Source organism: Micromonospora sp. WMMD734 (assembly GCF_049178975.1).
Lineage (GTDB): Bacteria > Actinomycetota > Actinomycetes > Mycobacteriales > Micromonosporaceae > Micromonospora > Micromonospora wenchangensis.
Map to the genome: position 1 here is coordinate 3,460,530 of NZ_JBMHMK010000001.1, position 26,142 is coordinate 3,486,671.

Genomic DNA, 26,142 nt, shown 5'->3' on the forward strand with positions numbered 1-26,142 from the left:
CACACCGCCACCGAGGCGGCAGGTAGCGGCAGGCCGGCAGGGAACAGAGCCGGGGCAAGATCAGTGCGGGTCGCGCGGGCCCGCGTACTCGACGGGGCGGGCGTCGCGCGGCCCGCCGTCGGCCCCCCTCGGCCCCGGCACGACCGCCGTCCCGCCGGCACCCGGAGCAGCGGCACCGGGAACAGCGGCCGGGGCGGTGCGGCGGCGGGGGGCCAGCCGGCGCATCATCGGGGTCTCCACGAAGCGGTGCAACGCGGCGGCCAGCGCCAGGTTCACCACCAGGAAGCCGAGCACGGCCAGCGGCCCCGACCAGCCGGGCAACCCGACACCCCAGTGCCCGGTGAGCCGCAGCACGGTCATCATCACCAGCACGTGCACCAGGTAGAAGGCGAACGACACCTCACCGAGCCAGATCAGGGTGCGGTGCCGCCACGGCGACCGGCGACCCTGCACGTCCGCGCGGGCCGCCGCCGGGATGACCAGGATGTACGCCACCGACAGCAGCGCCGCCCACATCTCGGCCGGGATCCAGTGCGCCGCCACCCAGACGACCACGAACAGCAGGCTGGCCAGGGTCAGCCCGGGACCCCGCCAATGGCCCCGGCGCAGCAGTTCGGCGGCGGCCACGCCCAGCCAGAACTCGGTGGAGCGAACCAGCGGGAAGACCTGGGTGAACCACCAGTTGCTGCCCTCGGGCAGCAACTGCTGGCCGGGCCAGAGCGCCAGGATCACCAGCGGCACCGCCACCACCACGGCCCACAGCACGCCGGAGTGGGCCCGTCGGATCGCCGGCAGCGCCAGCGGCAGGCAGAGGTAGAAGAACAGCTCGCAGGAGAGCGACCAGCTCACGTTGTTGATGCTGTAGAAGTAGCCGGGGGTGGGGTCCCACGCCTGGACGAGGAAGAGGTTCTCCAGGGCGGCGCGGGGCACCACCGGGTCGGCGAACCACCACATCACCAGCAGCGCCGCCGCCCAGGTCAGTACATGGTTGGGATAGATCTTGGCGAGCCGGCGACGCCAGAAGTCCCGCCGCCGGTCGCCGTCGCGGGCCGACCAGACCAGCACGAAGCCACTGAGGATGAAGAAGAACTGCACCCCGGACAGGCCCAGGGTGAACAGCCAGTCGACCACCGCCTTGGCGTCGGGCTGGGTGACGATCCGCATGGTGCCGACGTGGTAGCCGAAGACCAGCATGGCGGCGATCCACCGCAGCCCGGTCAGCGACGGGAGCCGGTTCAGCGCCGGGGACGCGGGGGTGGGCACGCTGGTCACCCGGGGCACCCTACCGGCACACCCCGGTACCGGCGACGGACCGGGGTGGTGCGGATGTGCGGAAGGTGTACGAAATCCCTCCACTGCCCTAACATCGCGGGACCTGTCGGTGTCGGCGTACCCGTGGGTCAGATCGGCGGCCGGCGGAGGCTCCCGGCGAACGAGGAACGGAGCGAAGTGGTGCACCAACGGATCCTGATGCGGGCGAAGAAGGACCCGTTCGACGTACGCGGCCCGGAGGAGGCGTACGAGGGGAACTGGATCGGGGAGAACAACGGCAACCTGGTCTTCAGTCACGCCGCCCACAAGCTGCTGCGCACCTCCACCGCGCGGATCACGTCGACCGAGTTCAAGGTCGACCTGCGCGACGCCGACCGGATCAACGAGCAGTACGACGTGTACGTCATCCCGCTGGCCAACGCGTTCCGGCGCAGCTACGCCCACCGCATCGAGGTGATGACGAAGCTGGTCGAGCGGCTGCGCATCCCGGTGGTGGTCTTCGGGGTGGGCGTACAGACCGACATCCACGGCGACCGGGAGTACCTGCGTCCGATCGACGACGTGGTCAGCCGGTTCGTCCGGGCGGCGCTGGAGCGGGGGCCGAGCATCGGCGTACGCGGGGAGATCACCGCGCAGTACCTGAACACGCTGGGCTTCTCCGCCGTCGACGTGATCGGCTGCCCGTCGATGTTCCTGCACGGCGACCGGCTCCGGGTGGAGAAGACCGCGCCGGCCCTGAGCACCGACGCCCGGGTGGCGCTGACCGTCTCCCCGTACGTCAAGTCGATGGCGAAGATCATCGCCTCGCACCAGGCCCGCTACCCCAACCTGCGCTACCTGCCGCAGGACCTCAAGACGCTGGGCACCCTGCTCTACGGCGACGCGCCGCAGGACCGGGGCAAGACCAGCGCCATCCCGATCCACACCTCGCACCCGCTGTTCACGCAGGACAAGGTGCGGATGTTCCTCGACCCGTGGACCTGGATGGACTACCTCGCCGGGTTCGACTTCGCCTTCGGCACCCGCATCCACGGCACCATCACCGCGCTGGTCGCCGGCACCCCCGGCTACCTGTTCGCGCACGACTCGCGCACCCTGGAGCTGGCCCGCTACTTCGACATCCCGCACCGGCTGATGCCGGACGTGCCGGCGGACGTGGACGCCGCCCAGCTCTACGCCGAGGCCGACTACACCGGCCTGAACACCGGGCACCGGGCCCGCTACGAGGTGATGCGCGCCTTCCTCGCCCGGCACGACCTGGGCAACGCGTTCGACGACGGCGACAGCGCGGCCCGCTTCGACGCGCAGGTCCGCGAGACGGTGTTCCCACCGGCGGTCCGGCCCGCCTCGGCCAGTTCACCCGAGGAACTGCTGGCCCGCATCCAGTGGCTGCGCGACCGCAACACGGCGCTCGGCGACGACGTGCGGGAGCTGCGTGACCAGCGGCTTCGGGCCCGGGTGCGGCGCGCGGTCCCGGCACCGGTACGGCGGATCATAGGTCGTTAACCTGCCGCTCGGCCGGTGTTCAGCAGCTCCATCTCCACCGGATACGTCACGTTCCGTGGCCGTCCATACCCGTGCACCAGGGTGGCGGGGTGGTCAACCAGCCCGCGCCCACCCCGCTGCTCAGCGTCGTCGTCCCGGTCCACGGGGTGGAGGCGTACCTGCACCAGTGCCTCGACTCGGTGCGCACGGACGTGCCGGCCGACGCGGCGGGCGCGGTCGAGATCGTCGCCGTCGACGACGCCTCGCCGGACCGGTGCGGGGAGCTGCTGCGCGCGTACGCGGCCGAGCATCCGGGCGTCCGCGTGGTGCATCTGGCCCGCAACGTCGGGTTGGGTCCGGCCCGCAACGCCGGCCTGGACGTGGCCGTCGGCGAGTACGTCTGGTTCGTCGACAGCGACGACTGGTTGCCGCCGGGCACCGTCCCGGCGGTGCTGGACCGGCTCCGGGCGCACCGCCCCGACGTGCTGATGCTCGACCACCTGCGGGTACGCGACGACGGCCACCGTGAGGTGGACGCGAGCAGTCACCTGCTGCGCGGCATCCCCGGGGTGGTCCGCCTCGCCGACCGCCCCGGGCTGCTGCGGGTGCAGCACACCGCGTGGAACAAGGTGGTCCGCCGGGCCTACCTGCACGCGTTGGAACTGCGCTTCCACCCCGGCTGGTACGAGGACATCCCGTTCAGCAACCCGCTGCTCATCGGTGCCGAGCGGATCTCCGTGCTGGACCGGGTCTGCTACCTCTACCGGCAGGGCCGGCAGGGCGCGATCACCTCCACCCGCAGCGGTCGCCACTTCGACGCCTTCGACCAGTACGACCGGCTGTTCGACTGGGTCGCCCGCCGGTATCCCGACGAGCGGCTGCGCGGCGAGCTGTTCGCCCTGATGGTCAACCACATGCTGGTGGTGGTCGGCAACGACGGCCGGCTGCACCCGCACCTGCGTCGGGAGTTCTTCCACCGGGTCGCCGCGCACTACCGCCGGCACCTGCCGCCGGGCGGCTACCCCCGGCCGGGCGGGGTGGCCGGGCTCAAGCACCGGCTGGTCGGTCGGGACGCCTATCTCGCGTACGCGGTGCTGCGCAACGCGCACCGGCTGGCCGGCTGGCTGCGCCGCCCGGCCGCCCCACCGCAACCGGTGCCGCCGGTCGTCGGGCCGGCCCACCACTCCCCCGCCGACCGCGACGCGCTGGCGGGTCGCGGCAGCAGGTGACCGGCCGGTGGTTCGGCGGCGGCGGGGTTACCAGCAACGAGCACAGGGAACAGGGGTTTCAGATGACGACAGTGAAGATCGGGCCGCACCTGGTGGGGGCCGGGGAGCAGCCGTTCGTGGTGGCGGAGATGTCCGGCAACCACAACGGTGACCTGGGCCGGGCGCTTTCGATCGTGGACGCGGTGGCGGCCAGCGGGGCGCACGCGCTGAAGCTGCAGACGTACCGGCCGGACACCATCACCATCGACGTGGACACCCCGGCGTTCCGGATCTCCGGCGGGCACGAGCTGTGGGGCGGGCAGAACCTCTACCGGCTCTACGAGCGGGCCCACACCCCGTACGAGTGGCACGGGCCGATCGTCGAACGGGCCCGGGAGCGGGGGTTGACCGTGTTCTCGTCCCCGTTCGACCCGTCGGCGGTGGAGCTGCTGGAGGGGCTGGACGTCCCGGCGTACAAGATCGCCTCGTCGGAGCTGGTCGACCTGCCGCTGATCCGGCTGGTCGCGGGCACCGGCAAGCCGCTGGTCATCTCCACCGGCATGGCCACGCTCGCCGAGATCGACGCCGCGGTGCGCACCGCCCGCGACGGCGGGGCCGGCGGCATCGTGCTGTTGGCCTGCACCGCCGCCTACCCGGCCCCGCCTGCCGACAGCAACCTGCGCCGGATCCCGGTGCTGGCCGACGCGTTCGGGGTGCCGGTCGGCCTGTCCGACCACACGCCGGGCATCGGGGTGCCGGTGGCCTCGGTGGCGCTGGGCGCCTGCTTCATCGAGAAGCACGTCACCCTCGACCGGGGCGACGGCGGGGTCGACTCCGACTTCTCGCTGCACCCCGACGAGTTGGCCGCCCTGGTGGTGGAGTCGGCGCGGGCGCACGCGGCGCTCGGCGGCACCGCCGTCGGGCCGACCCCGGCCGAGCGGGAAGGGCTGCGGTTCCGCCGTTCCCTGTTCGTGGTGGCCGACGTCCGGGCCGGCGACGAGGTGACCACCGCGAACGTCCGCTCGATCCGTCCGGCCGGCGGCCTGCCCCCGGTGGAGATCGACCGGGTGCTCGGCCGCACCTTCACCACCGACGTCCCCCGGGGCACCCCGCTGAGCTGGGACCTCATCTGAGCTGTCCTGCTGCCCCGCCGTTGCGGTGGGGCAGCAGGACGCCTCAGGGGGCGAAGGCGACCGTGACCACCAGGTCGGCCAGGCGCAGGGTGCGCCAGACCGCGCGGGTGTGCGGGGGTACGGCCAGCCCGTGCCGCCGCCACCAGGCCGCCACCGGCACCTCGGCCAGCTTGCACAGACTCTCCGCCCGGGTCCAGCGGGCCCAGAAGTCGGCCGGGCCGAAGCGCGCGGCCAACGCGGGCGGGACCTCGGCGGTGGCCCGTTCGGCGTCGATCGCCACCCGCCAACCGGGCGCGGTCGGCCCGTACCAGCCGACGCAGCGCCCGTCGTCGAGGTGGCTGCGGGTCACCGCGTACCGCAGCTCGGCGGGGGTGCCGACGCGCAGGTGCCGTTCGGCGGCGCCCAGCAACGCCGGCACCGGCCGTAGCCCGACGTCCCGGCCCGGATGGGCCAGGTCAGATCGAGGCGGCACCGTCGACCACGATGACCTGGCCGTTGATGTTGGTGTGCGCGCACAGCAACATCCGCACCACCGGGACCACCTCGGCCGGTTCGGTCAGGTGGCCGGTGGGGGTGCGACGGACGATCTGGTCGAGCTGGGTGCTGCCCAGCACGGCGGACATCTCCGAGGCGAAGAAACCCGGTGCGACGGCGTTGACCAGCATCCGCCCGCCCAGCTCGCGGGCCAGCGAGCGGGTCGCCGCGTCCATCCCGCCCTTGGTGGCCGAGTACGCGACCAGGCCGGGGAAGCCGCGCTGCGCGCAGATCGAGGTGACGTTGACGATCCGCCCGCGCCGCCCCTGGCCGAGCATCCGCCGGGCCACCAGGCGGGTGAGCTGCAACGGCGCGGTCAGGTTGGTCTCGACGATCCGGGCGATGTCGGCGGTGGCGGTGTGCGTGTGCATCGAGTCCTGGCCGACGGCGGCGTTGTTGACCAGGCCGTCGACCGGGCCGAACCGCGCCTCGACCTCCCGCAGGAAGCGCTGGGCCGCCGCGAGGTCGGTGACGTCCACCGCCCCGACGTGCACCCGGTCGGGGTGCGCGTCGGCCAGCTTCTCCAGCTCGGGGGTGACGCTGCGGGCGAACGCGGCCACGGTGAGCCCGGCGTCGAGCAGGTCGGTGACGATGGCCAGGCCCAGCCCCCGGGACCCGCCGGAGACGAGGACCACGGTGCTGGCGGGAACGGGCGGGGAGTCAGACATCGCTCTTCAGGGTCTCCTTGACGGGGATCTCGGTCAGCAGGCGGATGCGCCGGGGCACCGCGTACTCGGGGAGCCGGTCGGCGCACCAGCGCACCAGCGCGCCCTCGTCAGGCGGGACCCCGGCGTCGCCCGGCGCGGTGCTGGGGACGACCTCGGCGACCACCATCCGGCCGAGCACCGGTGCGCGGCGGCCGGTGACCCGGGCCCAGGCCACCCCGGGGTGGGCGGTGAGCACGGCGCGGACCAGCCCGGCGGAGACCTTGCTGCCGCCGACGTTGATCTCGTCGGAGTCCAGCCGGCCGGTGATCACCACTCGGTCGTCGACCACCTGCGCCCGGTCACCGGTGCGCACCGGCCCGCCGAGGCCCACCCCGTGGTGCGGGGAGGTGATCACCAGTTCGTCGTCGCGCAGGGAGAGGGTGGGTCGGCCCGGGGTGACCCGGTCGAGCCAGGAGACCGGGAACCCGGCCCGCCCGTCGTGCACCACGATCGACGCGCCGACCTCGGAGGAGGCGTAGATCCAGGAGATCCGGGCGGTCGGGAAGAGCTCCCGCAGGCGGTCCAGGACGGCCTGGTCGACCGGTTCGCCGCCGAGGGTCAGCTGGCGCAGCGGCACCCGGGCCAGCGCCTGCGGGTCGCGGTGCAGGGTGCGCCGCCAGAAGGTGGGGGTGCCGGAGACGGCGTCGACGCCGTGCGCGGCGGCGAGCGCCGGCCAGTCGTCCAACTCGTGCGGGTCGACCACCACGAGGTGCTGACCGGGCTGGGTCAACGACAGGGTGACCACCTGCCACCAGGCGTAGCTGCCGGGGGCGTACGGGCACAGCCAGGTCCGGGCCGGCTGCGCCGACCGTACGGTGGTCAACGAGTCGAGGCTGTGCCCGACCCGCTTGGGCCGCCCGGTCGACCCGGAGGTCAGCAGCCAGAGCCGACCCGGCTCGGGTGACCTGGTGGTGGCCGGCGGCTCGGTCTGCGGCACCCCGTCGGTGAGCACGGTGACGGCGAACCCGGCGGCGCGCAGCTCGTCGCGCATCGCCGCGTCGACCCGGGTGGGGGCGGCGAGCAGCAGTTCGGTGCCGTCGACGGCGTGCCGCCCGGCGACGGCGAGCGCGTCGGCGGCCCCGGCGGTGAGGACCACCCCGGGGGACGGCAGCGCCGGGGCGGGCAGGTCGCGCCAGCTCCGGGCCACCCCGGCGACGACGACCCGGTTGTCCAGCCCGGCCGGCGAGGTCGCGACGGTCACTGTCGCTGGAGTTCGGCGAGGAAGTCGAGGACGTCGCCGACGGTGGCGATCCGGCGCAGGCCGGGGGCGTCGAAGTTCAGCTCCTCGCCGGTGGCGTCCTCGACCCGCAGGGCCAGCTCCGAGAAGTCCAGCGACCGGAAGCCGATCTCCCGCAGGTCGGTGGCGTCGTCGTCGGGCAGCACCCGGCCCTGGTTGCGCACCACCTGCGCCATGAGGTCGCGAATCTGCGCGCGACTCAATTCGTTCATGCGCCGGAGTGTACAGCCCGACAATTATCGGGCCGCTTTACCCGGGTAAGGTCCGCAGGAGTCCACAAGGTGAATACAAAGGGGTACGGGTGCTGCGCGAGGCCACGACGGACGACGTTAACCTGATGTTGTCCTGGCGTAATCAGGAAACCAACCGGCGGGTCAGCAAGACCAGTCACGAGATCACCGCCGCCGAACACGCGGCATGGTGGTCGCGGGTGCGTACCGACCCGACCCGCCGGGTGCTGATCTACCTGTACGACGACCGGCCGGCCGGCGTGGTGACCTTCTTCGACCTGCGCCCGGACGGGCCGCAACGCACCGCTTCCTGGGGTTTCTACCTGGACGCCGACGGGTTGGCCGAGCGGGGGGCGACGCTGCCCGCCTGGCTGGGCGTGATGCGGGCGGCGGTGGACCACGCCTTCGACGTGCTCGCGCTGGACCGGCTCGACGGCGAGGTACTGGCCGACAACACGGTCGTCCGGCAGATGAACCGACGGTTCCGGTTCGTCGAGGGCACCGCCCGACGGGAGACGCACGACGGCCGGGAAATCACCGTCGTCCCCATTTCCCTGAATCGGGAGAACCGCCGTCATCGCTGATTTTCCCGATTGTCCGGCGACCATTCACCGACTCGCCACCCCCCGTTAACCGAATTGCGCCCCGGCGGGGCGGTCACGGGCGGCCCGGCGATGGAGTCAGCTCCGCCGCCAGGCGGCCCAGCGCTGCTCCGGGTTGCCGCCGAGGCGGACGAAGCCGTACCGGGTGCCGTCCCAGTCGTCCGGCTCGCCGGGGGCCCACCTGACGAACACCACGTCGGCGTCGGCCGGCGGGTCGTCCCCGAACCACCGCACGTCGGCCCAGGTCACCTGGTGGCTGAGGTTGAACCGGAGCACCCACTGCACGCCGAGCGACGCCCAGACCCGGTCGCCGGGACGTACCCCGAGGTCGGAAACCCGGGGGGTGGGCGCGGTCGCCGCGACCAGCGGCCGGACCAGCCGGTCGGTGATCACCTGCATGGTGCCGAGGTTCACCGCCACCAGGGCGGCGAGCACCGGCACCCGCCACCGGGGCAGCCGCAGGGCGGCGACCAGCAGCAGGCAGCCGGCGATCCCCACGGCCGCCCCGGTGAACGGCCGGAACTCCCGCCAGCCACCGGTGAGCGCCATCAGGTCCGGTGCGCCGAACCCGCCGTAGCGCAGTTCGTGTCCCCGGCCGGCGACCCAGGCCAGCCGGGCGGCGATCAGGGTCGCGCCGGCCAGCAGCAGGCCCACCGCGACCGCCGCCCGCCGCCACCGCTGCCGGGGCGTCGCCGTCACCAGCAGCCCCACCCCGAGCAGCAGCCAGAACGGGGCGAGCATCTGCACGTACCGGCCGTAGATGGCGTCCAGCGGTTTGCCGGTGATGCCGGCCAGGATCACCGACGCGCCGGCCGCCACCCCCACGCTGGTCACCAGCGCCACCCCGACCGTCCACCGGGTCGCCCCGACCGCGTCCGCCGGGCCGGCGGCAGGCCCCGGGGGCACGGCGTCGGGCCCCGGGGTCGCGGCGGGGGTGGGACGACGCAGCAGGAGGTGCACGGCACCGGCCCAGGCGACGCCGGCCAGCCCGAAGGTGATGACCACCAGGTACCAGAGTTGGGTGGCGACCGCCGCGCCGACCCGCAGCAGCCCCGGTCCGGAGGCGACCGCCCGGACGGTGCCGCCGCCTGGCGGGTCGCCCAGCAGGTAGACCCGGTCGCCGAGCAGCCGGATGACCACCTCGTTGAGCAGCGCCAACGCCAGCACCGGCAGCACCGCGGCGAGCACCTGCGCCGGGCTGACCCGACGCCGCAGGAACAGCAGCAGCACCAGGCCGGCGTGCACGCCCACGATCACCAGGCCCCGGGAGTGCAGCAGGTGGAACACCCCGACCAGGGCGCCCACCCCGGCGGCGGCCAGCGGGCCGGGCCGGCGCACCCAGTGGTGCACGGCCAGCAGCCAGGCCAGCACCAGCGGCGCGAGCACCGCGTCGATCATCGCCACCCCGGCGTAGAACACCGTCGCCGGCAGGGTGGCCGCGACGGTGGCGGCGACCAGGGCGACCGGCCGGCGTACCGGCGTCAGCCGACGCAGCAGCAGGTACGCAAGCGGCAGCACCGTCGCGTTCACCGCCGCATTGATCAACTGCACCAGTCGGTAACTGTCGGCGAAGTCCCGCTCCCCGAGGAACACCGGGGAGATCAGCAGCGGGTAGCCGACCCGGCGCAACGGCCCGTTCTCGCTGCTGAACCCGCCCGGCCCGCCGGCCAGCGCGCGGGCGGTGTGCAGGTAGCTGTCCTCGTCGGTGTGGGCGATGGGCAGCGGCACGTGCCGGGACAGCCACATCCGCCAGCCGACGCCCAGCAGCCAGCCCACCACCAGCAGCACCGGCACCAGTCGACGGCGTCGGCCGACCGGCCGCCCGGCCGGGTCGGCGACCCGGTGTCCCACCTCGGTGACGGCCACCATGCGTCGCCTCCTGCTCGTCGGGGCACCCACGTCGGCCCGCCCGGGACACGCGGCGGTCCCGGGCCGGCTGGTGTCCGGCCGTGGGTGTCGGATGCGGTCCCGGTGCCCACCGGCCGCGCCGGGCCACTGTAGTCAGCGGCGTACCCGCTGGTCAGCCGGCAGCGACCGGGTCGGCAAGTGTTCGCCTGCCGGGGGGCCGGCATTCACACGACCAGCGTGGTCGGTTCACCCGGGGGCGTCGGGGTGTTAACCCGGCCTGGCTAGCGTCCGTCCGGTCGCCTGGCCCGAGCCGGCGGCGCAACCACGAGCTGGGGAGCACCACCTTGAGTGAGTTGAACGGGTCCTCCATTCTGGTCACCGGCGGGACGGGTTCCTTCGGGAAGACGTTCCTCCGGCACGTCCTCGACGTGGCCGACCCGGCCCGGGTGGTGGTGTTCTCCCGCGACGAACTCAAGCAGTACGAGCTGCGCCAGCAACTCGGCGACGACCCCCGGCTGCGCTGGTTCATCGGCGACATCCGGGACCGGCACCGGCTCACCCGGGCCATGCACGGGGTGGACCACGTGGTGCACGCCGCCGCCCTCAAGCAGGTGGACACCGCCGAGTACAACCCGTCGGAGTTCATCGCCACCAACATCACCGGCTCGCAGCACGTGGTCGACGCGGCCATCGAGGCCGGCGTCAAGAAGGTCATCGCGCTCTCCACCGACAAGGCGTCCAGCCCGATCAACCTGTACGGCGCGACCAAGCTCGTCGGCGACAAGCTGTTCGTCTCGGCCAACCACTACGCCGCCCAGCACCCCACCCGGTTCGCCGTGGTCCGCTACGGCAACGTGGTCGGCAGCCGGGGTTCGGTGGTGCCGCTGTTCCGCCGGCTCGCCGCCGAGGGCAAGAGCCTGCCGATCACCGACAAGCGGATGACCAGGTTCTGGATCACCCTGGACCAGGCCGTGCAGTTCGTGCTGGACAGCTTCGACCAGATGCAGGGCGGTGAGCTGTTCGTGCCGCGCATCCCCAGCATGCGCATCCTCGACCTGGTCGAGGCGGTCGCCCCGGACGCCACCACCCACGAGATCGGCATCCGGCCGGGCGAGAAGCTGCACGAGGAGATGATCGCCCCGGACGACAGCCGCCGGACGCTGCGCGCGAAGGACCGGTTCATCGTCCAGCCGACGATCGCCACCTGGGGCTACCGGCCGCCCGTCGACTGCGAGCCGGTGCCGGACGGCTTCGCCTACCAGTCCGACGGCAACGACGAGTGGTTGAGCGTCCCGCAGCTGCGCGACATGCTCGGCATCGCCGCATGACGACGATGCTCCCGTACGGCCGGCAGTCGGTGACCGACGACGACGTCGCCGCCGTGGTCGCCACCCTGCGCAGCGACTGGCTCACCACCGGCCCGCAGGTCGACGCGTTCGAGGCGGACCTCGCGGGCTGGACCGGCGGGGCCGGCTGCGCGGCGGTCGCCAACGGCACGGCCGCCCTGCACGTCGCGTACGCGGCGGCCGGGGTGGGCCCCGGCGACGAGGTGGTGGTGCCGCCGATGACGTTCGTGGCGACCGCCAGCAGCGCGGTCGCCCTCGGCGCGCGGATCGTCTTCGCCGACGTCGAGGAGGGGACGTTCACCCTGGACCCGGCGGCGGCAGCCGCCGCGACCACCGCCCGGACGAAGGTCGTCGCGGCCGTCGACTACGCCGGCCACCCGGCCGACTACGACGCCCTGCGCACCGCCCTGGCCGGCTCCGACGCGCTGCTGCTGGCCGACGCGGCGCACTCCATCGGGGCCAGCTACCGGGGCCGGCCGGTCGGGTCGCTGGCCGACCTGACCACCTTCTCGTTCTTCCCCACCAAGAACCTCACCACCGCCGAGGGCGGCGCGGTCGCCACCGCCGACCCGGAGCTGCTGACGCGGGCCCGCCGGTTCCGCAACATCGGGCTGGTCCGGGATCGCGCCGAGCTGCGCGCCCCGGACGAGGGCGGCTGGCACCAGGAGGTGCACGAATTCGGGCTGAACTACCGGCTACCGGACGTGCTCTGCGCGCTGGGCCGCAGCCAACTGCGCCGGCTCGGCGACTTCCTGGCCGCCCGCGCCCGGCTGGTGGCCCGCTACGACGAGGCGCTGGCCGACCTGGACGGGGTGCTCACCCCGACCCGCCGGTCCTGGGCCGCCCCCGCCTGGCACCTCTACCCGGTCCGGGTCCTCGACGGCCGCCGCCGCGAGGTGTACGACCGGATGCGCGCCGCCGGCATCGGCGTGCAGGTCAACTACCTGCCGGTGCACTGGCACCCTGCCTTCGCCGACCTGGGCTACCGGCGCGGGTCCTGCCCGGTGGCCGAGTCGTTCTACACCCAGCAGCTCTCGCTGCCGCTGTACCCGGGTCTCACCGACACCGACCAGGACCGGGTGATCGACGCGCTCGGCGCGGCGCTGCGCGGCGTCACCGCGCCCACCGCCGCCTGACCGGGGGAACCGATGCACCACGCGAACCACTTCTACGGCCACGCCCACGTGCTGGCCCGCTACTGCGGGCTGGGCGACGGCCACCCACCCCGGATCAACGGGTACGTCCAGCACGGCTGGAACATCGGTGACGGCCTCGCCCCCGGCCACCCGTACGCCGAGCGCACCCCCAGCCTGCTCTGGTCGGAGCAGACCCGGCGACGGGCCTGGTCGGTGGGGCGGCGCAACGTGGTGGTCGTCGGCGCACCCTTCGCGTACCTGCTCGACCTGCGCCGCGACGACCCGCCGCCGGCCGCCCGGGAGGGCACCATCTGGTACCCGTTCCACGGCTGGGAGGGTCAGCACGTCAAGGGCGACCACCGGGAGCTGATCGCCCGGATCCGGGACACCGAGCCCGGCCCGGTCACCGTCTGCCTCTACTGGCACGAGTACGGCATGCGCCGGGTCCGCCGGCTCTACGAGAACGCCGGCTTCCGGGTGATCTGCCACGGCTACCGGGGGCACTGGTGGCGCGACACCGACCCGCTGTTCCTCGACAAGCAGCTCACCGAGCTGCGCCGGCACGCCCGGGTGGCGTCCAACCGGTTGACCAGCGCCATCTTCTACGGCATCGCCGCCGGCTGTGAGCCGGCCGTCTACGGCGACCCGATGATCCTGGCCAAGGAGGACCCCACCTTCGGCGGCACCGCCCGGATCCGCCGGCAGTGGCCGCAGCTGCACGGCGAGTCGGTGGACCTGCCGACCGCCGTCGCGATCGCCCACGCCGAGCTGGGCACCGACCACCGCTGCACCCCGGCCGAGCTGCGTGAACTGCTCGGCTGGGCACGTCCCGCAGGAGGCACGAGTTGACCACTGGAACCACCGCCCCCGTCGTCCTGCCCGGCGGGGAGATGCTGGCCTGGTCCGACCTGCCGGAGCAGCGGCTGGCCGACGGGGGGCCGCTGGGCGCGCTGGCCGCCCTGGTCGTACCGGCCGGGGCGCGGGTGCTGCTGGCCGGGCCGCACGACCCGGCGCTGCTGGACCGGCTCGCCCACGCCGAGGTGACCTGCCTGCTGCGTAGCCACCCGGACGCGGTGGCCCTGGCCGACCGGGCCGCCCGGGTGGTGGTCGGCGGCCCCGCCGGACTCGACCCGGCCGACACGTTCGACGTGGTGCTGGCCGGGGCCGGACTGGACGCCGTCGAGTCGGTCGAGGGGGCCCGGCTGGGCTGGACGGGGGTGTTGGCCCGGCTGGCCGCCGCCCTGCGGCCCGGCGGCACGCTGCTGCTGCGCCTGGACAACCCGCTGGGGGTGTCCCGGCTGGTCGCCCCCACCCCCTGGTACGCCGACCGGGGCGACGCGGCGTGGAGCATCGGCGGGGTGCTCGACGCGGGCCGCCCGGCCAACCGGGAGCAGCTGCGGGCCCAGCTCGCCGAGGTGGGGCTGACCGTGGGCGTCAGCTATGCCGCGTACCCCGGTCCGGGTGCCCCGACGGCCCTGGTCGCCACCGACGCGCTGGAGCAGCGGCCCACCTCGGGGCTGCTCGACGCGGTGCTGCACGGTGCCTGCGCGGGCGGGTTCACCGCCGGCCCGGTGCTCCAGGACCCGGCCCGGCTGGCGGTCGACGCGCTGCACGCCGGGCTCGGCGCGGCGCTGGCCCCCGGCTGGCTGACGCTGGCCCGCCGCCCCGGCCCCGACACGTCGACAGGTCCGGCGCTGCCGGTGGTGCTGGTGCAGACCGGCCCGCCCGGCGTGGGGGTGGTCGAGGTGTCCGACCGGTCGGACGGCTGGCACTGGTCGGTCACCGGCGGCGGGGCCGACCGGACCCGGCCGGCGCCCTTCGCCAGCCGGGAGGCCGCCCACCGGGACCCGGCCGCACTCACCGGCCCGGTTCCGCCGGGACGGCTGCTGCGCACCGTGCTGCTCGACGGTTGCCTGCGTCGCGACCTGGACGCCCTGCGCCGGCTGCTGCGCGGCTACGCGGGCTGGCTCGCCGGGCAGGCCGACCCGGACAGGCGGCTCACCGGCGCGGCGGCGCTGGCCGACCCGGACACCGTGGTCGTCGACGGGGACACCTTCGCGGTGCTCGACCCGAGCTGGCGGGCCAGCGAACCGTTGCCCCTCGACGTGGTGCTGGCCCGGGGGCTGTGGCGGTTCGCGGTCACCCTGCTCACCGGCGGCTACGCCCACCCGTGGCCGTCCACCCTCGACGTCGCCGGGCTGACCGTGGTCCTCGGTGGGGTCGCCGGGCACGACCTGGACCGGGCCACCGTGGACGCAGCCGTGGAGACCGAGGCGGCGGTCGCCGCCGCCCTGCGTGGCCTGGACGCCGACGGGCGGGGGATGCTCGCCACCGAACTGCACGCGGTCACCCCCACCGATCCGCCCGCCGGACCGCGCAGCTACCAGCAGATGCGCGAAGCCTGGGTACGCCAGCGGGAGGAGCTGACCCGGCTGGCCGCCCTGCTGAAGTGGACCGAGGAGCTGCTCACCTCGCGGGAACGGGCGCTGCGCCGCGCCGACGCCACGATCAACCTGCTCAGCGGCTCGCTCAGTTACCGGGTGGGCCGGCTCGCCATCACCCCGGCCCGGCTGGCGAAGCGGGGTGCCCGGGCGGCCAAGCGGCGGGCCCGCGAGGCGCTCGGCCCGAAGCCGGCGGAGGAACAGCAGTGACCGCCCCGCACACGGGACAGTCCGACGCCCCACCGCACGGCGCGCTCGCACCGGCCGGGCCGGCCGGCTCCGACCTGCGGATCGTCGGGATCGTGCAGGCCCGGATGGGTTCGTCGCGGCTGCCCGGCAAGGTGCTGCGCCCGCTGGCCGGACGCAGCGTCCTCGGCCGGGTGGTCCGGGCCGCCCGGGACAGCGGGGTCCTCGCCGACCTGGTGGTCGCCACCAGTGTCGACCCGGTCGACGACGCGGTGGTCGCCGAGTGCGCGCGGCTCGACGTGCCGGTGCACCGGGGACCGGTGGACGACGTGCTGAGCCGGTTCGTCGGCGCGCTCGACGCCCACCCCGGCGACGCCGTCATGCGGTTCACCGCCGACTGCCCGCTGCTCGACCCGGAGATCGTCACCCTGGTGGCGGCGGTCTACCGGGCCGTCCCCGGGCTCGACTACGCCAGCACCTCGATCGCCCGTACCCTGCCCCGGGGGTTGGACGTGGAGATCATCCGGGCGGACGCGCTGCGCACCCTGGACCGGCTCGCCGCCGACCACCACCGGGTGCACGTCACCTCCTTCGCGTACGCCCATCCGGAGCTGTTCCGGGTGCTCGGGGTGACCCTCACCCCGGACCGGTCGGCGCTGCGGCTCACCCTCGACACCGACCAGGACTGGGCGCTGGTCAGCGCGGTCGTCGACCACTTCGGCGACGTCAGCGTGCCGCTGGCGAAACTCGCCGACTGGCTGGACGGGCGGCCCGACCTGCGTACCCTCAACTCCTCGGTACGCCAGAAGCGGCTGGAGGAATCCTGAACCCACCACGGATCGGGCTGCGCTGCGACGCCGGCCCGCACACCGGCGTCGGGCACCTGGTGCGGTGTCTGGCCCTCGGGGAGGAGTTCCTGGCCCGGGGCGCGCGGGTCGAGTTGTTCGGCACGGTGGACCGGGTCGGCTGGGCCGCCGCCCACCTGGCCGCGTGCGGCATCCCGGTCCACCCCGGTCCGGACACCCCCGCCGGGCTGGTCGAGGCGGCCCGTACGCACGCCCTCGACGCGTTCGTGCTCGACTCGTACGAGCTGGACCCGGCGGGCGCGGGGGCGCTGCGGGCGGCCGGCGTGGTCACCCTGGCGATCGTCGACGGGGACACCCGGGGTCAGGACGCCGACCTCTACCTGGACCAGAACTTCGGCGCGGACACCCCCGACGGGCAGCCCACCGCCGGCACACCCGGCGACGGGCGGCTGCTGGCCGGCGTCCGGTACGCGCTGCTGCGCGACGCGGTGACCGCCGCCCGGCCGCCGGCGCCACCGCCGGCCACCCCGACGGACCGACCCCGGGTGCTGGCCTTCTTCGGCGGCACCGACGCGGTCGGCGCGGCCCCGGTGCTGACCCGGGTGCTGCTCGGCACCGGGCACCCGATGGCGGTGACCGTTGTCGTCGCCCGCCCCGGGATCGAGGCCGACCTGTCGCAGGTCGGCACCGGGCGGGGGCAGTCGCTGCACCTCGTCGCGCCGACCGACGCCCTGCCCACGCTGATCGGCGCGGCCGACCTGGTGGTCAGCGCCGCCGGCACCTCCACCTGGGAGCTGTGCTGTCTGGGTGCGCCCGCCGCGCTGGTCTGCGTGGTGGACAACCAGCGCGACGCGTACCGGCGCGTGGTGGCGCACCGGCTCGCCGCCGGCCTCGGTGAGCTGCCGGAGCTGACCGCGCCGGGGTTGGCCGGCCGGGCCGCGCGGGCCGACGCGGCCCGCACCCTGCACACCCTGCTGGCCTCCCCGCAGCGTCGGGCGGCGCTCGCCGCCCGCGCCTGGGCCACCGTCGACGGGCGCGGCCGGCAGCGGGTGGCCGACGCTGTCCTCACCCGGATCACCGATCGTACGGGTGTACTAAAACCCTGATAGGGTGCCGGGTATGCCGCCGGCCGCCTACCAACCGTCGATGCTCGACCTCACCGACACCGGCCCGACGCTGACCCCGCTGACCGGGCTGCGCCGCCGGATGCTCACCCGGGGCGCCTGGGTCGACCACCTGCCCGGCTGGGTGCACGGCTCCGACACGGTCCTCGACACCCTGCGCACCGACGTCCCCTGGCGGGCCGAACGCCGCACCATGTTCGACACCGAGGTCGACGTCCCCCGCCTGCTCTGCTGGTACGGCCCCGACCGCCCGCTGCCGCACCCGCTGCTCACCACGGCCCGCGCGGCACTGAGCCGGCACTACGCCGCCGAGCTGGGCGAGCCGTTCGTCACCGCCGGCATGTGCCTCTACCGCGACGGGCGGGACAGCGTCGCCTGGCACGGCGACACCATCGGCCGTTCCGCGCACACCGACACGATGGTGGCGATCGTGTCGTTCGGGTCTCCCCGCCCGTTGCTGCTGCGCCCCCGGGGCGGCGGCGACACCGTGCGTTTCCCGCTCGGTCACGGCGACCTGGTGGTGATGGGCGGGTCCTGCCAGCGCACCTGGGAGCATGCCGTGCCCAAGACCACCCGCCCGGTCGGCCCCCGGGTCAGCGTCCAGTTCCGCCCCGTCGACGTCGCCTGACGCCGACGGGGCGGCCGGCCGCCAGCCCCTGCGGCGGCCGGGCCGGGCTCAGTCGCGTTCGATCAGGTGCCCGACGACGGTCGGGCCGAGCATGACGGCGAAGCCGGACCCGTCGCGGCGCGGATCGGCCGGCGGCAACTCCACCGGGTCACCCGTCGCCGTCGCACCCACCGGCCGCGCCCCGATCCAGGCCACCACCAGATCCGTCTCACCCTTGAGGAACCGCTGCGCCCGCACCCCGCCGGTCGCCCTCCCCTTCGCCGGGTACGACGCGAACGGCGTCACCTTGACCGTCGCCCCCGTCGAGGTGACCACCATCGGCTCCCCGTGCGCGGCGTCGTCGGTGCGGACCGCCCCGAAGAACACCACCCGGGCACCGGTGGGCAGGCTGACCCCGGCCATCCCGCCACCCTTGAGCCCCTGCGGGCGGACCACGGACGCCGCGAACCGCAGCAGGGACGCCTCACTGGTCACGAAGGCCAACGTCTCGCTGCCGTCGGCGAGCCAGGTGGCCCCCACCACCTCGTCGCCCGACCGCAGCGAGATCACCTCGAACTCGTCGGACCGCACCGGCCACTCCGGCGTGCACACCTTCACCACGCCCTGCCGGGTGCCCACCGCCAGGCCCGGGGAGCCCTGCGCGGTCGGGCCCAGCGGGGCCAGCCCGATCACCGTCTCCCCCGCCGCCAGCGGGACCAGTTCGGCGGCGGCCATCCCGCCCCGCAGTGACACCGTGCCGGCCTGCTCGGGCAGCACCGGCAGCGGCAACACGTCGACCTTGAAGGCCCGGCCGGCGCTGGTGACCAGGAGCACCCGGCCCCGGGCCGTGGTGTGCACGACCGCGCGTACCGTGTCGTGCTTGACCCGGCCGTTACGCCGACGCCCCTCGGAGGCCTCCTCCGACTCGGCAGCCGTCCGGGCCACCAGCCCGGTCGCCGAGAGGATCACCTGACACGGGTCGTCGGCCACCTCCAGCGGCCCGGCCGGCACCGACGCGGCCAGCACCTCCTTGAGGTCCCCGTCGACCAGGGTGGTCCGCCGCGACCCGGAGAACTGCTTCACCACGGCCGCCAGCTCGTCGGAGACGACCTTGCGGAGCACCTTCGGGTCGTCGAGGATCTTCGACAGCGCGGCGATCTCCCCGCGCAGCTTGTCCTGTTCGGCCTCCAGCTCGATCCGGTCGTACTTCGTCAGCCGCCGCAGCGGGGTGTCCAGGATGTAGGTGGCCTGGATCTCGGAGAGCTTGAACTTCTGCATCAGGCCGTCCTTCGCGGCCTGGGCGTCCTCGCTGGCCCGGATCAGCTTGACCACCCGGTCGATGTCGAGCAGGGCGATCAGCAGGCCGTCGACCAGGTGCAGCCGCTCCTCGCGCTTGCGCCGCCGGTACGCGCTGCGCCGGGTCACCACCTCGTACCGGTGGGCCAGGAACACCTCCAGCAGCGCCTTCAGGCCGAGGGTGCGCGGCTGGCCGTCGACCAGCACCAGGTTGTTGATGCCGAAGGACTGCTCCAGCGGGGTCAGCCGGTAGAGGTCGGCCAGCAACGCCTGCGGGTTGACCCCCACCTTGCACTCGACGACCAGCCGGGTGCCGCTCTCCCGGTCGGTGAGGTCCTTGACGTCGGCGATGCCGGTGAGCCGCTTGGTCTTGTTGACCTCGTTGGTGATCGCCGCGATGACCTTCTCCGCGCCGACCCCGTACGGCAACTCGACCACGGTGATCGCCTGCCGACCCCGGCTGCCCTCCAGCGGGCCGATCTCGACCCGCCCGCGCATCCGCACCACGCCGCGCCCCGTCTCGTACGCCCGGCGCACCTCGTCCAGCCCGAGCAGCAGACCGCCGGTGGGCAGGTCGGGGCCGGGGACGAACTCCATCAGCTTGTCGAGGTCGGCGTCCGGGTGGTTGATCAGCCAACGGGCGGCGGAGACCACCTCGCCGAGGTGGTGCGGGATCATGTTGGTCGCCATCCCGACCGCGATCCCGGACGCGCCGTTGACCAGCAGGTTGGGGAAGGCGGCGGGCAGCACGGTCGGTTGGGTCAGCGAGCCGTCGTAGTTGGGCTCGACGTCGACGGTGTCCTCGCCCAGCTCACCGACGAGCAGCATCGCCTCCCGGGCGAGCCGGGCCTCGGTGTAGCGCGCCGCGGCCGGGCCGTCGTCCGGGCTACCAAAATTTCCATGCCCGTCGATAAGTGGGGCGTTGAGCGAGAAGTCCTGGGCCATCCGGACCATCGCGTCGTAGATCGCGGTGTCACCGTGCGGGTGGTAGCGCCCCATCACGTCGCCGACCACCCGGGCCGACTTCACGTGCGAGCGGTCCGGCCGGAAGCCGTTCTCGTGCATCGAGTACAGGATGCGGCGGTGTACCGGCTTGAGGCCGTCGCGGGCGTCGGGCAGGGCGCGGGAGTGGATGACCGAGAAGGCGTACTCCAGGTAGGAGTCGGACACCTCGGTGACCAGCGGGTTGTCGAAGACCCGCGCGCCGGCCTGGTCGAAGGCGGACAGGTCCACCTTGGCGCGGTCGTCCTTACGGCGTGCCATCGTTCAGCTCTCTTCCCGGTGTGCGGCGGCCACGGTGCTCATGCGTCGATCGCGTCCCGGTCGACCCGGTCGGAGGAGTCGATCAGCCAGTTACGGCGCGGCTCGACCTTCTCGCCCATCAGCAGTTCGAGGATGCGCTCGGCGGCGTCGACGTCGTCGAGGGTGATCCGGCGCACGGCCCGGGTGGCCGGGTTCATCGTGGTCTCCCACAACTCGTCGGCGTCCATCTCACCGAGGCCCTTGAAGCGCGGGATCGGGGTGACGATCTGCTTGCCGGCCTTCTCCAGCTTGCGGACCGTCGCCTCCATCTCGGCCTGGGTGTAGGTGTAGGTGGTCTGCGGGCTGCGCCCCTTCGTGGTGATCTTGTGCAGCGGCGGCATCGCGGCGTAGAGCCGGCCGGCCTCGATCAGCGGGCGCATGTAGCGGGCGAACAGGGTGATCAGCAGGGTCCGGATGTGCGCACCGTCCACGTCGGCGTCCGCCATGATCAGCACCCGGCCGTAGCGCAGCGCGGACAGGTCGAAGGTACGTCCCGAGCCGGCCCCGAGCACCTGCACGATCGCGGCGCACTCGGCGTTGTCGAGCACCTGCTGGAGGTTGGCCTTCTGCACGTTGAGGATCTTGCCGCGAATCGGCAGCAGCGCCTGATATTCCGCAGAACGGGCAAGTCGCCCTGTGCCGAGGGCGCTGTCCCCTTCCACGATGAATAATTCACTCCTATCGATGCCTGCGGCGCGGCAGTCGACGAGTTTGGCGGGCATCGACGCGCCCTCCAGGGCGGTCTTGCGCCGGGCGGCGTCCTTCTGCTGTTTCTGGGTCAGCCGGACCCGGGCCGCGTCGACGATCTTCTGGAGCACCGTGCGCGCCTCGGCCTTGCTGCGCTTGTCCTCCAGCCAGGCCTTGACGTGCTGCTCGACCAGGGTCTGGAGCACCTTGGTGATGCCGGCGGTGGAGAGCTCGTCCTTGGTCTGCGAGGTGAACTGCGGCTCGGGGATGCGCACGTGCACCACCGCCGTCATCCCCTCCAGGACGTCGTCCAGGGTGGGCGGGTCCTCCTTGGGCTTGAGCAGGCCCCGGGTGTTGCGGACGGCGTCGGCCAGGGTCCGGGTCAGCGCCCGCTCGAAGCCCCGGCGGTGGGTGCCGCCGTGGGCGTTGCGGATGGTGTTGGTGAAGCACTCGACGGTGCGCTCGTAACCGGTGCCCCAGCGGAAGGCGATCTCGACCTCGGCCCGGCGCTGCACGTTGGACTGCATCACGCCGTTGGCGTCGGCGGCGTTCTCCCGGTACGTCCCCTCGCCGGTGACCAGCAGGGTGCCGGAGACCGGCCGGTCACCGGCCGGCGCCAGGAACTCGACCATGTCGGTGAGCCCGTTGGGGTAGTGGAAGCGCTCCTCGACCGGCTCCTCGGCGGTCTCGTCGCGCAGCCGGTAGTCGACCCCGGGGACAAGGAAGGCGGTGTTGCGCAGTTTCATCCGGACGGCCTCGACGTCGAGGCGCGCGCCGGTCTCGAAGTAGCGGGCGTCGTGCCAGTAGCGGATCGAGGTGCCGGTGCGCTGGCCGCGTTTCATCGCCCCGACGACCTGCAGGCCGGGGCCGGGGGTGAACGGGGCGTCCGGGCCGTCACCGGCGAAGACGCCGGGCACCCCGTGCCGGAAGGACATCGCGTGCACCTTGCCGCCGCGCCTGACGGTCACGTCGAACCGGCGGGACAGCGCGTTGACCGCGGAGGCGCCCACGCCGTGCAGGCCGCCCGAGGTCTTGTAGCCGGAGCCGCCGAACTTGCCGCCGGCGTGCAGCCGGGTGAGCACCAGCTCGACCCCGGAGATGCCGGACTTGGCGTGCACGTCGGTGGGGATGCCCCGGCCGTCGTCGTCGACCTGCACCGAGCCGTCGGCGTGCAGGATCACCTCGACCGTGGTGGCGTGACCGGCGACACCCTCGTCGGTGGAGTTGTCGAGGATCTCGTTGACGAGGTGACCCACGCCACGACTGTCGGTGGAGCCGATGTACATGCCGGGACGCTTGCGGACGGCGTCCAGGCCCTCCAGGTGGGTGAGGTCGTCTGCCCCGTAGAGGGTCTCAGGCTGTGCGGTCAACTGGTCGTACTCCCCGGTCTCGGCGGTGTGGTGCCGCTCACCGTCTCGATCTCCACGCGCGGCGTGCCGCAGCGAGCGTAGCCGTACGCCCCGACAGCGCCGTGCAGCCCCACGTCGGACGGCGGGTGCGCGTCCGCCGGTGACAACGCCGTCAGGCGTCGGGGCCTTCCCTGACGGGGTGCACCCCGGGCCGGAAACGACCGTTTCCGCCGTTGGACGATCGTGTTAAGAGGCATTGACGTCCATCTCGCCAAGTGATCTGATCCGGCCCGGAAGGATCTTTCACATTTCCATGGACAGATGGGGGACGTCATGTCCAGGTTCCACCGTAGCGCCCTCGCCGCGCTGCTCACCGTCGCCGCGGCCGCCCTGCCGGTCGCCGCCGGCCCGCCCGCGCCGGCCGTCGCCGCCCTGCCCACCGCCGCGGTCGCCCTCGGCGACAGCTTCATCAGCGGCGAGGGGGCCGGGGCGTACTCGGCGGTGACCGACGTCAACGGGGTCGCCCAGCCGTTCCCGGGCTGGTCGGCACCGAACACCAACGCGTACTTCTGTCACCGGTCACCCAACGCCTCACTGTTCAGGGCGGATCTGCCGGGGATCGCCGACCGGTTCAACCTGGCCTGCTCCGGCGGCCAGCCCTACGACATCGCCAACGCCTCGGCCAGCCGGGCCAAGGGCCGCCAGGTCGCCGCCCAGCTCGACCAGTTGCGCGCGGTCGGGCAGACCCACGACATCGACCTGGTGCTGGTCGGTCTCGGCTCGAACAACAGCTCGTTCACCTTCGGCAGTGTCGCCGAGAAGTGCGCGAACCGGTTCATCGCCGACGCCTGGACCGGGTGGTGGGAGTTCTGGGCGTACCTCGGCGGCCCGGTTGAGCAGGAGCCCTGCTCGGACGCCGACCTGGCCACCTCCGCCCAGGTCGCCGCCGCGACGGCGGAGACCACGGCGGCGGTCCGGCAGATCCTGACCACGCTGGACGAGATCGACGCCGACGGCCAGCACCGGATCGTCTTCCAGGACTACACCAACCCGCTGCCGCCGGAGCTGGCCTCGACCTACTGGGAGGAGGACAGCCGGGACGACACCCGGGACAAGTTCCGCGACCTGGGCGCCGAGCGGTACGCGGCCGGCTGTCCGATCCACCGGGCCAGCCTCGCCCCCGGTCAGCGTTTCTCGCAGGGCCTGGGCACCCTGGTCAGCTCGGTCCGCAGCACGCTGTCCGCCGAGTTCCCCGCCGCCGACCTGGTCTACCTCAACGTGCAGCGGGCCTTCGACGGGGCCCGGCTGTGCGAGTCGGCGGGCAGCCCCGGCAACGCGCTGGCCACCCCGATCCGGCTCCAGGACGGCACCTCCGGGGTCTTCGTGACCAGCCTGTCCGGTTACGACAAGCTGGACATCCAGCGGATCGCGAACACCTGTGGGACGTACTTCCAGACGTGCCAGGAGTCCTGGCACCCGAGCGCGGCCGGGCACCAGGTGCTCGGCCGGTGCCTGACCGGTGCGGCGGCGACCAGCGCCCACGCGGTCTCCTGCGTCCGCTCGCCGGACGGGACGATCCAGATCAGCTGAACCCGACGCCGGCAGGGCGATCGTGTGGGTCGCCCTGCCGGCCGGTCCGCGCCCCGGGCCGCTCAGGTCGCCACCGGGGTGCGGGCCGCGGCCGGGCCGGGCGCGGGGGTGGGCAGCAGGGCCACCGCCGGGCCGCCGGCCAGTTCCTCCAGGGGCATCTCGTCGAGTACGGCGAGGAAGGCCGCCTGGGCGCGGCGGAGCTGGACCCGCAGGCGGCAGCCGGCGCGCAGGGCGCAGCCGGTCTCCTCGCAGGAGACCACCTCCCCCTCCCCCTCGAAGGCACGCACGACCCGGCCGACGGTGATCCGTTCGGCCCCCTCGGCGAAGGCCACCCCGCCGCAGCGGCCCCGGACGGTGAACAGCACCCCGATGCGCTGGAGCCGCTGGACCACCTTGGCCACGTGGCTGCGGGGCAGGTCCAGCCGTTCGGCCAACTCGTCGACGGTGGTCCGGGTCGACGCGGGGGCGGTGAGCATGACGATCCGCAGGGCCATGTCCGTCGACAGGTTGAGCTTCACGGTCCGACCCTAGCCAGCGCCCCTGGTGGCGGACAGGGGCCGGGTGGCGGTGACCGGCGTGCCGACGGGCCCGGGACTTTCGGCTCTAAGAGGACTTTCAAGTTCCTGTTTTAGTGGTCTCCGGTACCCGTTTGGAGGAGGAGCCGTGCTCTCGGAGTCGTCAGCCGCCGTCGTCACCGCCACCCTGCCCGTGGTCCGGGCCCATGCCGACCGGATCACCGGCCGGTTCTACGCCCGGATGTTCGCCGCCCATCCGGAACTGCTGAACCTGTTCAACCGGGGCAACCAGGCGACCGGCCGGCAGCAGGCGGCGCTGGCCGCCTCCGTGGTCGCGTACGCCGGGCACCTCACCGGCGAGAACGCGACCGGGTGGACGGCGGTGCTGGAGCGCATCGCGCACAAGCACGCCGCACTGGGCATCGCCGCCCACCAGTACCCGCTGGTGGGCAGGCACCTGCTGGCCGCCGTCGGCGAGGTGCTGGGCGCGGCGGTCACCCCGCAGGTCGCCGCCGCCTGGGATGAGGTGTACTGGCTGATGGCCTGCGAACTCGTCGCCCGGGAGGCCCGGCTGTACGCGGCCACCGGGCTGCCCCGCGGCGGGGTGGTCTGGCGCGACTGGCGGGTCACCGGGGTGACGCCGCAGGCCACCGACGTCGTCTCGGTCACCCTCGTCCCGGTCGACGGCGGCCCGGTGCCGGGCTTCGTGCCCGGCCAGTACGTCTCGGTCGCGGTGGACCTCGACGGCGGGCGCGGCCGGCAGATCCGGCAGTACAGCCTCTCCGGCCGGCCCGACGCCGACCACTGGCGGATCACCGTCAAGCGGGTACGCGGCACGGGCGCGGCCCCGGACGGGCTGGTCTCCGGCTTCCTGCACGACCACGTCGGCCCCGGCGGCACCCTGCCGCTGAGCCCACCCTTCGGCGAGGTGAGCGCGGTGGCGGGCCAGGGGCCGCTGTTGCTGGTCAGCGCCGGGATCGGGCTCACCCCGGCGATGTCGGCCCTGGCCCACCTGGCGGCGACCGCGCCGGACCGGCCGGTGGTGCTGGCCCACGCCGACCGGGACGGCGCCGCCCACGCCCACCGGGCCGACCTGGTCGAGCTGCACGCCCGGTTGCCCCGGCTGCGCCTGCGGCTGTGGTACGAGGAGACCACCGGCGACGACGCCCGGGGGTTGCCCGCCGAGGTGACCCGGGGCCGGATCGACCCGGAGCTGATCCCGCTCTCCCCCGACGTGCACGTGCACCTGTGCGGTCCGCTGCCGTTCATGAACCGGGTCCGCGGCGGCCTGCTGCGCCGGGGGGTGCCGGTGGAGCGGATCGCCTACGAGGTGTTCGGTCCGGGGATGCTGCCCGAGGTGGGCTGAGCACTGCCGGTCACGGGGACGCAGGGCGCTCGGACGGGCACGCAAAGTTGTTGTTTACCGCCTCCGCGCTGGGCAACTGGTTCGGCATGCCGGGCGGCGCGTGACGTCCGGGCACCGACGCCGCAGGGGCGGCCG

22 protein-coding genes are annotated in these 26,142 nt (G+C 73.7%); 13 read left to right on the forward strand and 9 right to left on the reverse strand.

From position 1 onward, the window contains the following. Positions 1-60: 60 nt before the first annotated feature. Positions 61-1,272, reverse strand: a complete 1,212-nt coding sequence (locus ACN267_RS14765; RefSeq protein WP_421488928.1) for an acyltransferase family protein — start codon at positions 1,270-1,272, stop codon at positions 61-63. Between the two features lie 180 nt (positions 1,273-1,452). Here ACN267_RS14765 and ACN267_RS14770 point away from each other — a divergent pair, with 180 nt between their 5' ends. The 3 genes from ACN267_RS14770 to pseI all read left to right on the forward strand — a co-directional run bounded on the left by ACN267_RS14770 (position 1,453) and on the right by pseI (position 5,098). Continuing rightward, positions 1,453-2,778, forward strand: coding sequence for a polysaccharide pyruvyl transferase family protein (locus ACN267_RS14770; protein WP_421488929.1), 1,326 nt, complete (start codon positions 1,453-1,455; stop codon positions 2,776-2,778). Positions 2,779-2,867: 89 nt separating this feature from the next. Next, positions 2,868-3,986, forward strand: a complete 1,119-nt coding sequence (locus ACN267_RS14775; RefSeq protein WP_421488930.1) for a glycosyltransferase family 2 protein — start codon at positions 2,868-2,870, stop codon at positions 3,984-3,986. Between the two features lie 62 nt (positions 3,987-4,048). Next, on the forward strand, positions 4,049-5,098 hold the full coding sequence (gene pseI, locus ACN267_RS14780; protein WP_281899196.1) for a pseudaminic acid synthase: 1,050 nt from the start codon (positions 4,049-4,051) through the stop codon (positions 5,096-5,098). A gap of 43 nt (positions 5,099-5,141) precedes the next feature. On the opposite strand, the gene ACN267_RS14785 is transcribed toward pseI, so the two are convergent. The 4 genes from ACN267_RS14785 to ACN267_RS14800 are packed head-to-tail and all read right to left on the reverse strand — an operon-like array spanning position 5,142 to position 7,788. Next, on the reverse strand, positions 5,142-5,570 hold the full coding sequence (locus ACN267_RS14785; protein WP_281899197.1) for a hypothetical protein: 429 nt from the start codon (positions 5,568-5,570) through the stop codon (positions 5,142-5,144). Continuing rightward, a complete protein-coding gene (locus tag ACN267_RS14790; RefSeq protein WP_204961185.1) occupies positions 5,554-6,300 on the reverse strand; it encodes an SDR family NAD(P)-dependent oxidoreductase in 747 nt (248 codons plus the stop codon). The genes ACN267_RS14785 and ACN267_RS14790 overlap by 17 nt, the downstream gene beginning before the upstream one ends. Continuing rightward, the gene (locus tag ACN267_RS14795) at positions 6,293-7,540 is read right to left on the reverse strand and encodes an AMP-binding protein (RefSeq protein WP_421488931.1); all 1,248 of its coding nucleotides are present in this window, start codon (positions 7,538-7,540) and stop codon (positions 6,293-6,295) included. The genes ACN267_RS14790 and ACN267_RS14795 overlap by 8 nt, the downstream gene beginning before the upstream one ends. Beyond that, positions 7,537-7,788 carry an acyl carrier protein gene (locus ACN267_RS14800; protein ID WP_239486210.1) on the reverse strand — a complete coding sequence of 84 codons (252 nt, stop codon included), beginning with the start codon at positions 7,786-7,788 and terminating at the stop codon, positions 7,537-7,539. The genes ACN267_RS14795 and ACN267_RS14800 overlap by 4 nt, the downstream gene beginning before the upstream one ends. A gap of 89 nt (positions 7,789-7,877) precedes the next feature. On the opposite strand from ACN267_RS14800, the gene ACN267_RS14805 reads away from it, so the two are divergent. Beyond that, entirely contained in the window at positions 7,878-8,390 is a 513-nt protein-coding gene (locus ACN267_RS14805; RefSeq protein WP_204961183.1) for a GNAT family N-acetyltransferase, read from the forward strand. 96 nt (positions 8,391-8,486) lie between these two features. On the opposite strand, the gene ACN267_RS14810 is transcribed toward ACN267_RS14805, so the two are convergent. Beyond that, positions 8,487-10,277 carry a hypothetical protein gene (locus ACN267_RS14810; protein WP_421488932.1) on the reverse strand — a complete coding sequence of 597 codons (1,791 nt, stop codon included), beginning with the start codon at positions 10,275-10,277 and terminating at the stop codon, positions 8,487-8,489. A gap of 323 nt (positions 10,278-10,600) precedes the next feature. On the opposite strand from ACN267_RS14810, the gene pseB reads away from it, so the two are divergent. From pseB to ACN267_RS14845, 7 genes are all read left to right on the forward strand, one after another. Then, positions 10,601-11,584 (forward strand): UDP-N-acetylglucosamine 4,6-dehydratase (inverting), encoded by a 984-nt coding sequence (pseB, locus tag ACN267_RS14815; RefSeq protein WP_204961181.1) that lies wholly within the window; start codon positions 10,601-10,603, stop codon positions 11,582-11,584. After that, positions 11,581-12,738 (forward strand): DegT/DnrJ/EryC1/StrS family aminotransferase, encoded by a 1,158-nt coding sequence (locus ACN267_RS14820; protein WP_421488933.1) that lies wholly within the window; start codon positions 11,581-11,583, stop codon positions 12,736-12,738. Before pseB ends, ACN267_RS14820 begins: the two co-directional genes overlap by 4 nt. Positions 12,739-12,750: 12 nt before the next feature. Beyond that, entirely contained in the window at positions 12,751-13,587 is an 837-nt protein-coding gene (locus ACN267_RS14825; RefSeq protein WP_204961179.1) for a hypothetical protein, read from the forward strand. Beyond that, complete coding sequence (locus tag ACN267_RS14830) at positions 13,584-15,389, forward strand: class I SAM-dependent methyltransferase (RefSeq protein WP_421488934.1); 1,806 nt, start codon at positions 13,584-13,586, stop codon at positions 15,387-15,389. Before ACN267_RS14825 ends, ACN267_RS14830 begins: the two co-directional genes overlap by 4 nt. A 74-nt stretch (positions 15,390-15,463) precedes the next feature. Further along, on the forward strand, positions 15,464-16,192 hold the full coding sequence (locus tag ACN267_RS14835) for a cytidylyltransferase domain-containing protein (protein WP_204961439.1): 729 nt from the start codon (positions 15,464-15,466) through the stop codon (positions 16,190-16,192). Further along, positions 16,189-17,277 (forward strand): PseG/SpsG family protein, encoded by a 1,089-nt coding sequence (locus ACN267_RS14840; RefSeq protein WP_281903137.1) that lies wholly within the window; start codon positions 16,189-16,191, stop codon positions 17,275-17,277. The genes ACN267_RS14835 and ACN267_RS14840 overlap by 4 nt, the downstream gene beginning before the upstream one ends. Positions 17,278-17,290: 13 nt before the next feature. Beyond that, a complete protein-coding gene (locus ACN267_RS14845; protein WP_421488935.1) occupies positions 17,291-17,923 on the forward strand; it encodes an alpha-ketoglutarate-dependent dioxygenase AlkB in 633 nt (210 codons plus the stop codon). A 48-nt stretch (positions 17,924-17,971) separates the two neighbouring features. On the opposite strand, the gene ACN267_RS14850 is transcribed toward ACN267_RS14845, so the two are convergent. Next, positions 17,972-20,461 (reverse strand): DNA gyrase/topoisomerase IV subunit A, encoded by a 2,490-nt coding sequence (locus ACN267_RS14850; RefSeq protein WP_421488936.1) that lies wholly within the window; start codon positions 20,459-20,461, stop codon positions 17,972-17,974. A 38-nt stretch (positions 20,462-20,499) separates the two neighbouring features. Then, entirely contained in the window at positions 20,500-22,557 is a 2,058-nt protein-coding gene (locus tag ACN267_RS14855; protein ID WP_281899215.1) for a DNA gyrase/topoisomerase IV subunit B, read from the reverse strand. 312 nt (positions 22,558-22,869) lie between these two features. On the opposite strand from ACN267_RS14855, the gene ACN267_RS14860 reads away from it, so the two are divergent. After that, positions 22,870-24,126 (forward strand): hypothetical protein, encoded by a 1,257-nt coding sequence (locus ACN267_RS14860; RefSeq protein WP_204961174.1) that lies wholly within the window; start codon positions 22,870-22,872, stop codon positions 24,124-24,126. A gap of 62 nt (positions 24,127-24,188) precedes the next feature. Here the strand turns inward: ACN267_RS14860 and ACN267_RS14865 are convergent, their stop codons facing one another. After that, complete coding sequence (locus ACN267_RS14865; protein WP_204961173.1) at positions 24,189-24,644, reverse strand: RrF2 family transcriptional regulator; 456 nt, start codon at positions 24,642-24,644, stop codon at positions 24,189-24,191. A gap of 145 nt (positions 24,645-24,789) precedes the next feature. On the opposite strand from ACN267_RS14865, the gene ACN267_RS14870 reads away from it, so the two are divergent. Beyond that, entirely contained in the window at positions 24,790-26,007 is a 1,218-nt protein-coding gene (locus ACN267_RS14870) for a globin domain-containing protein (RefSeq protein WP_421488937.1), read from the forward strand. Positions 26,008-26,142 lie beyond the last annotated feature (135 nt).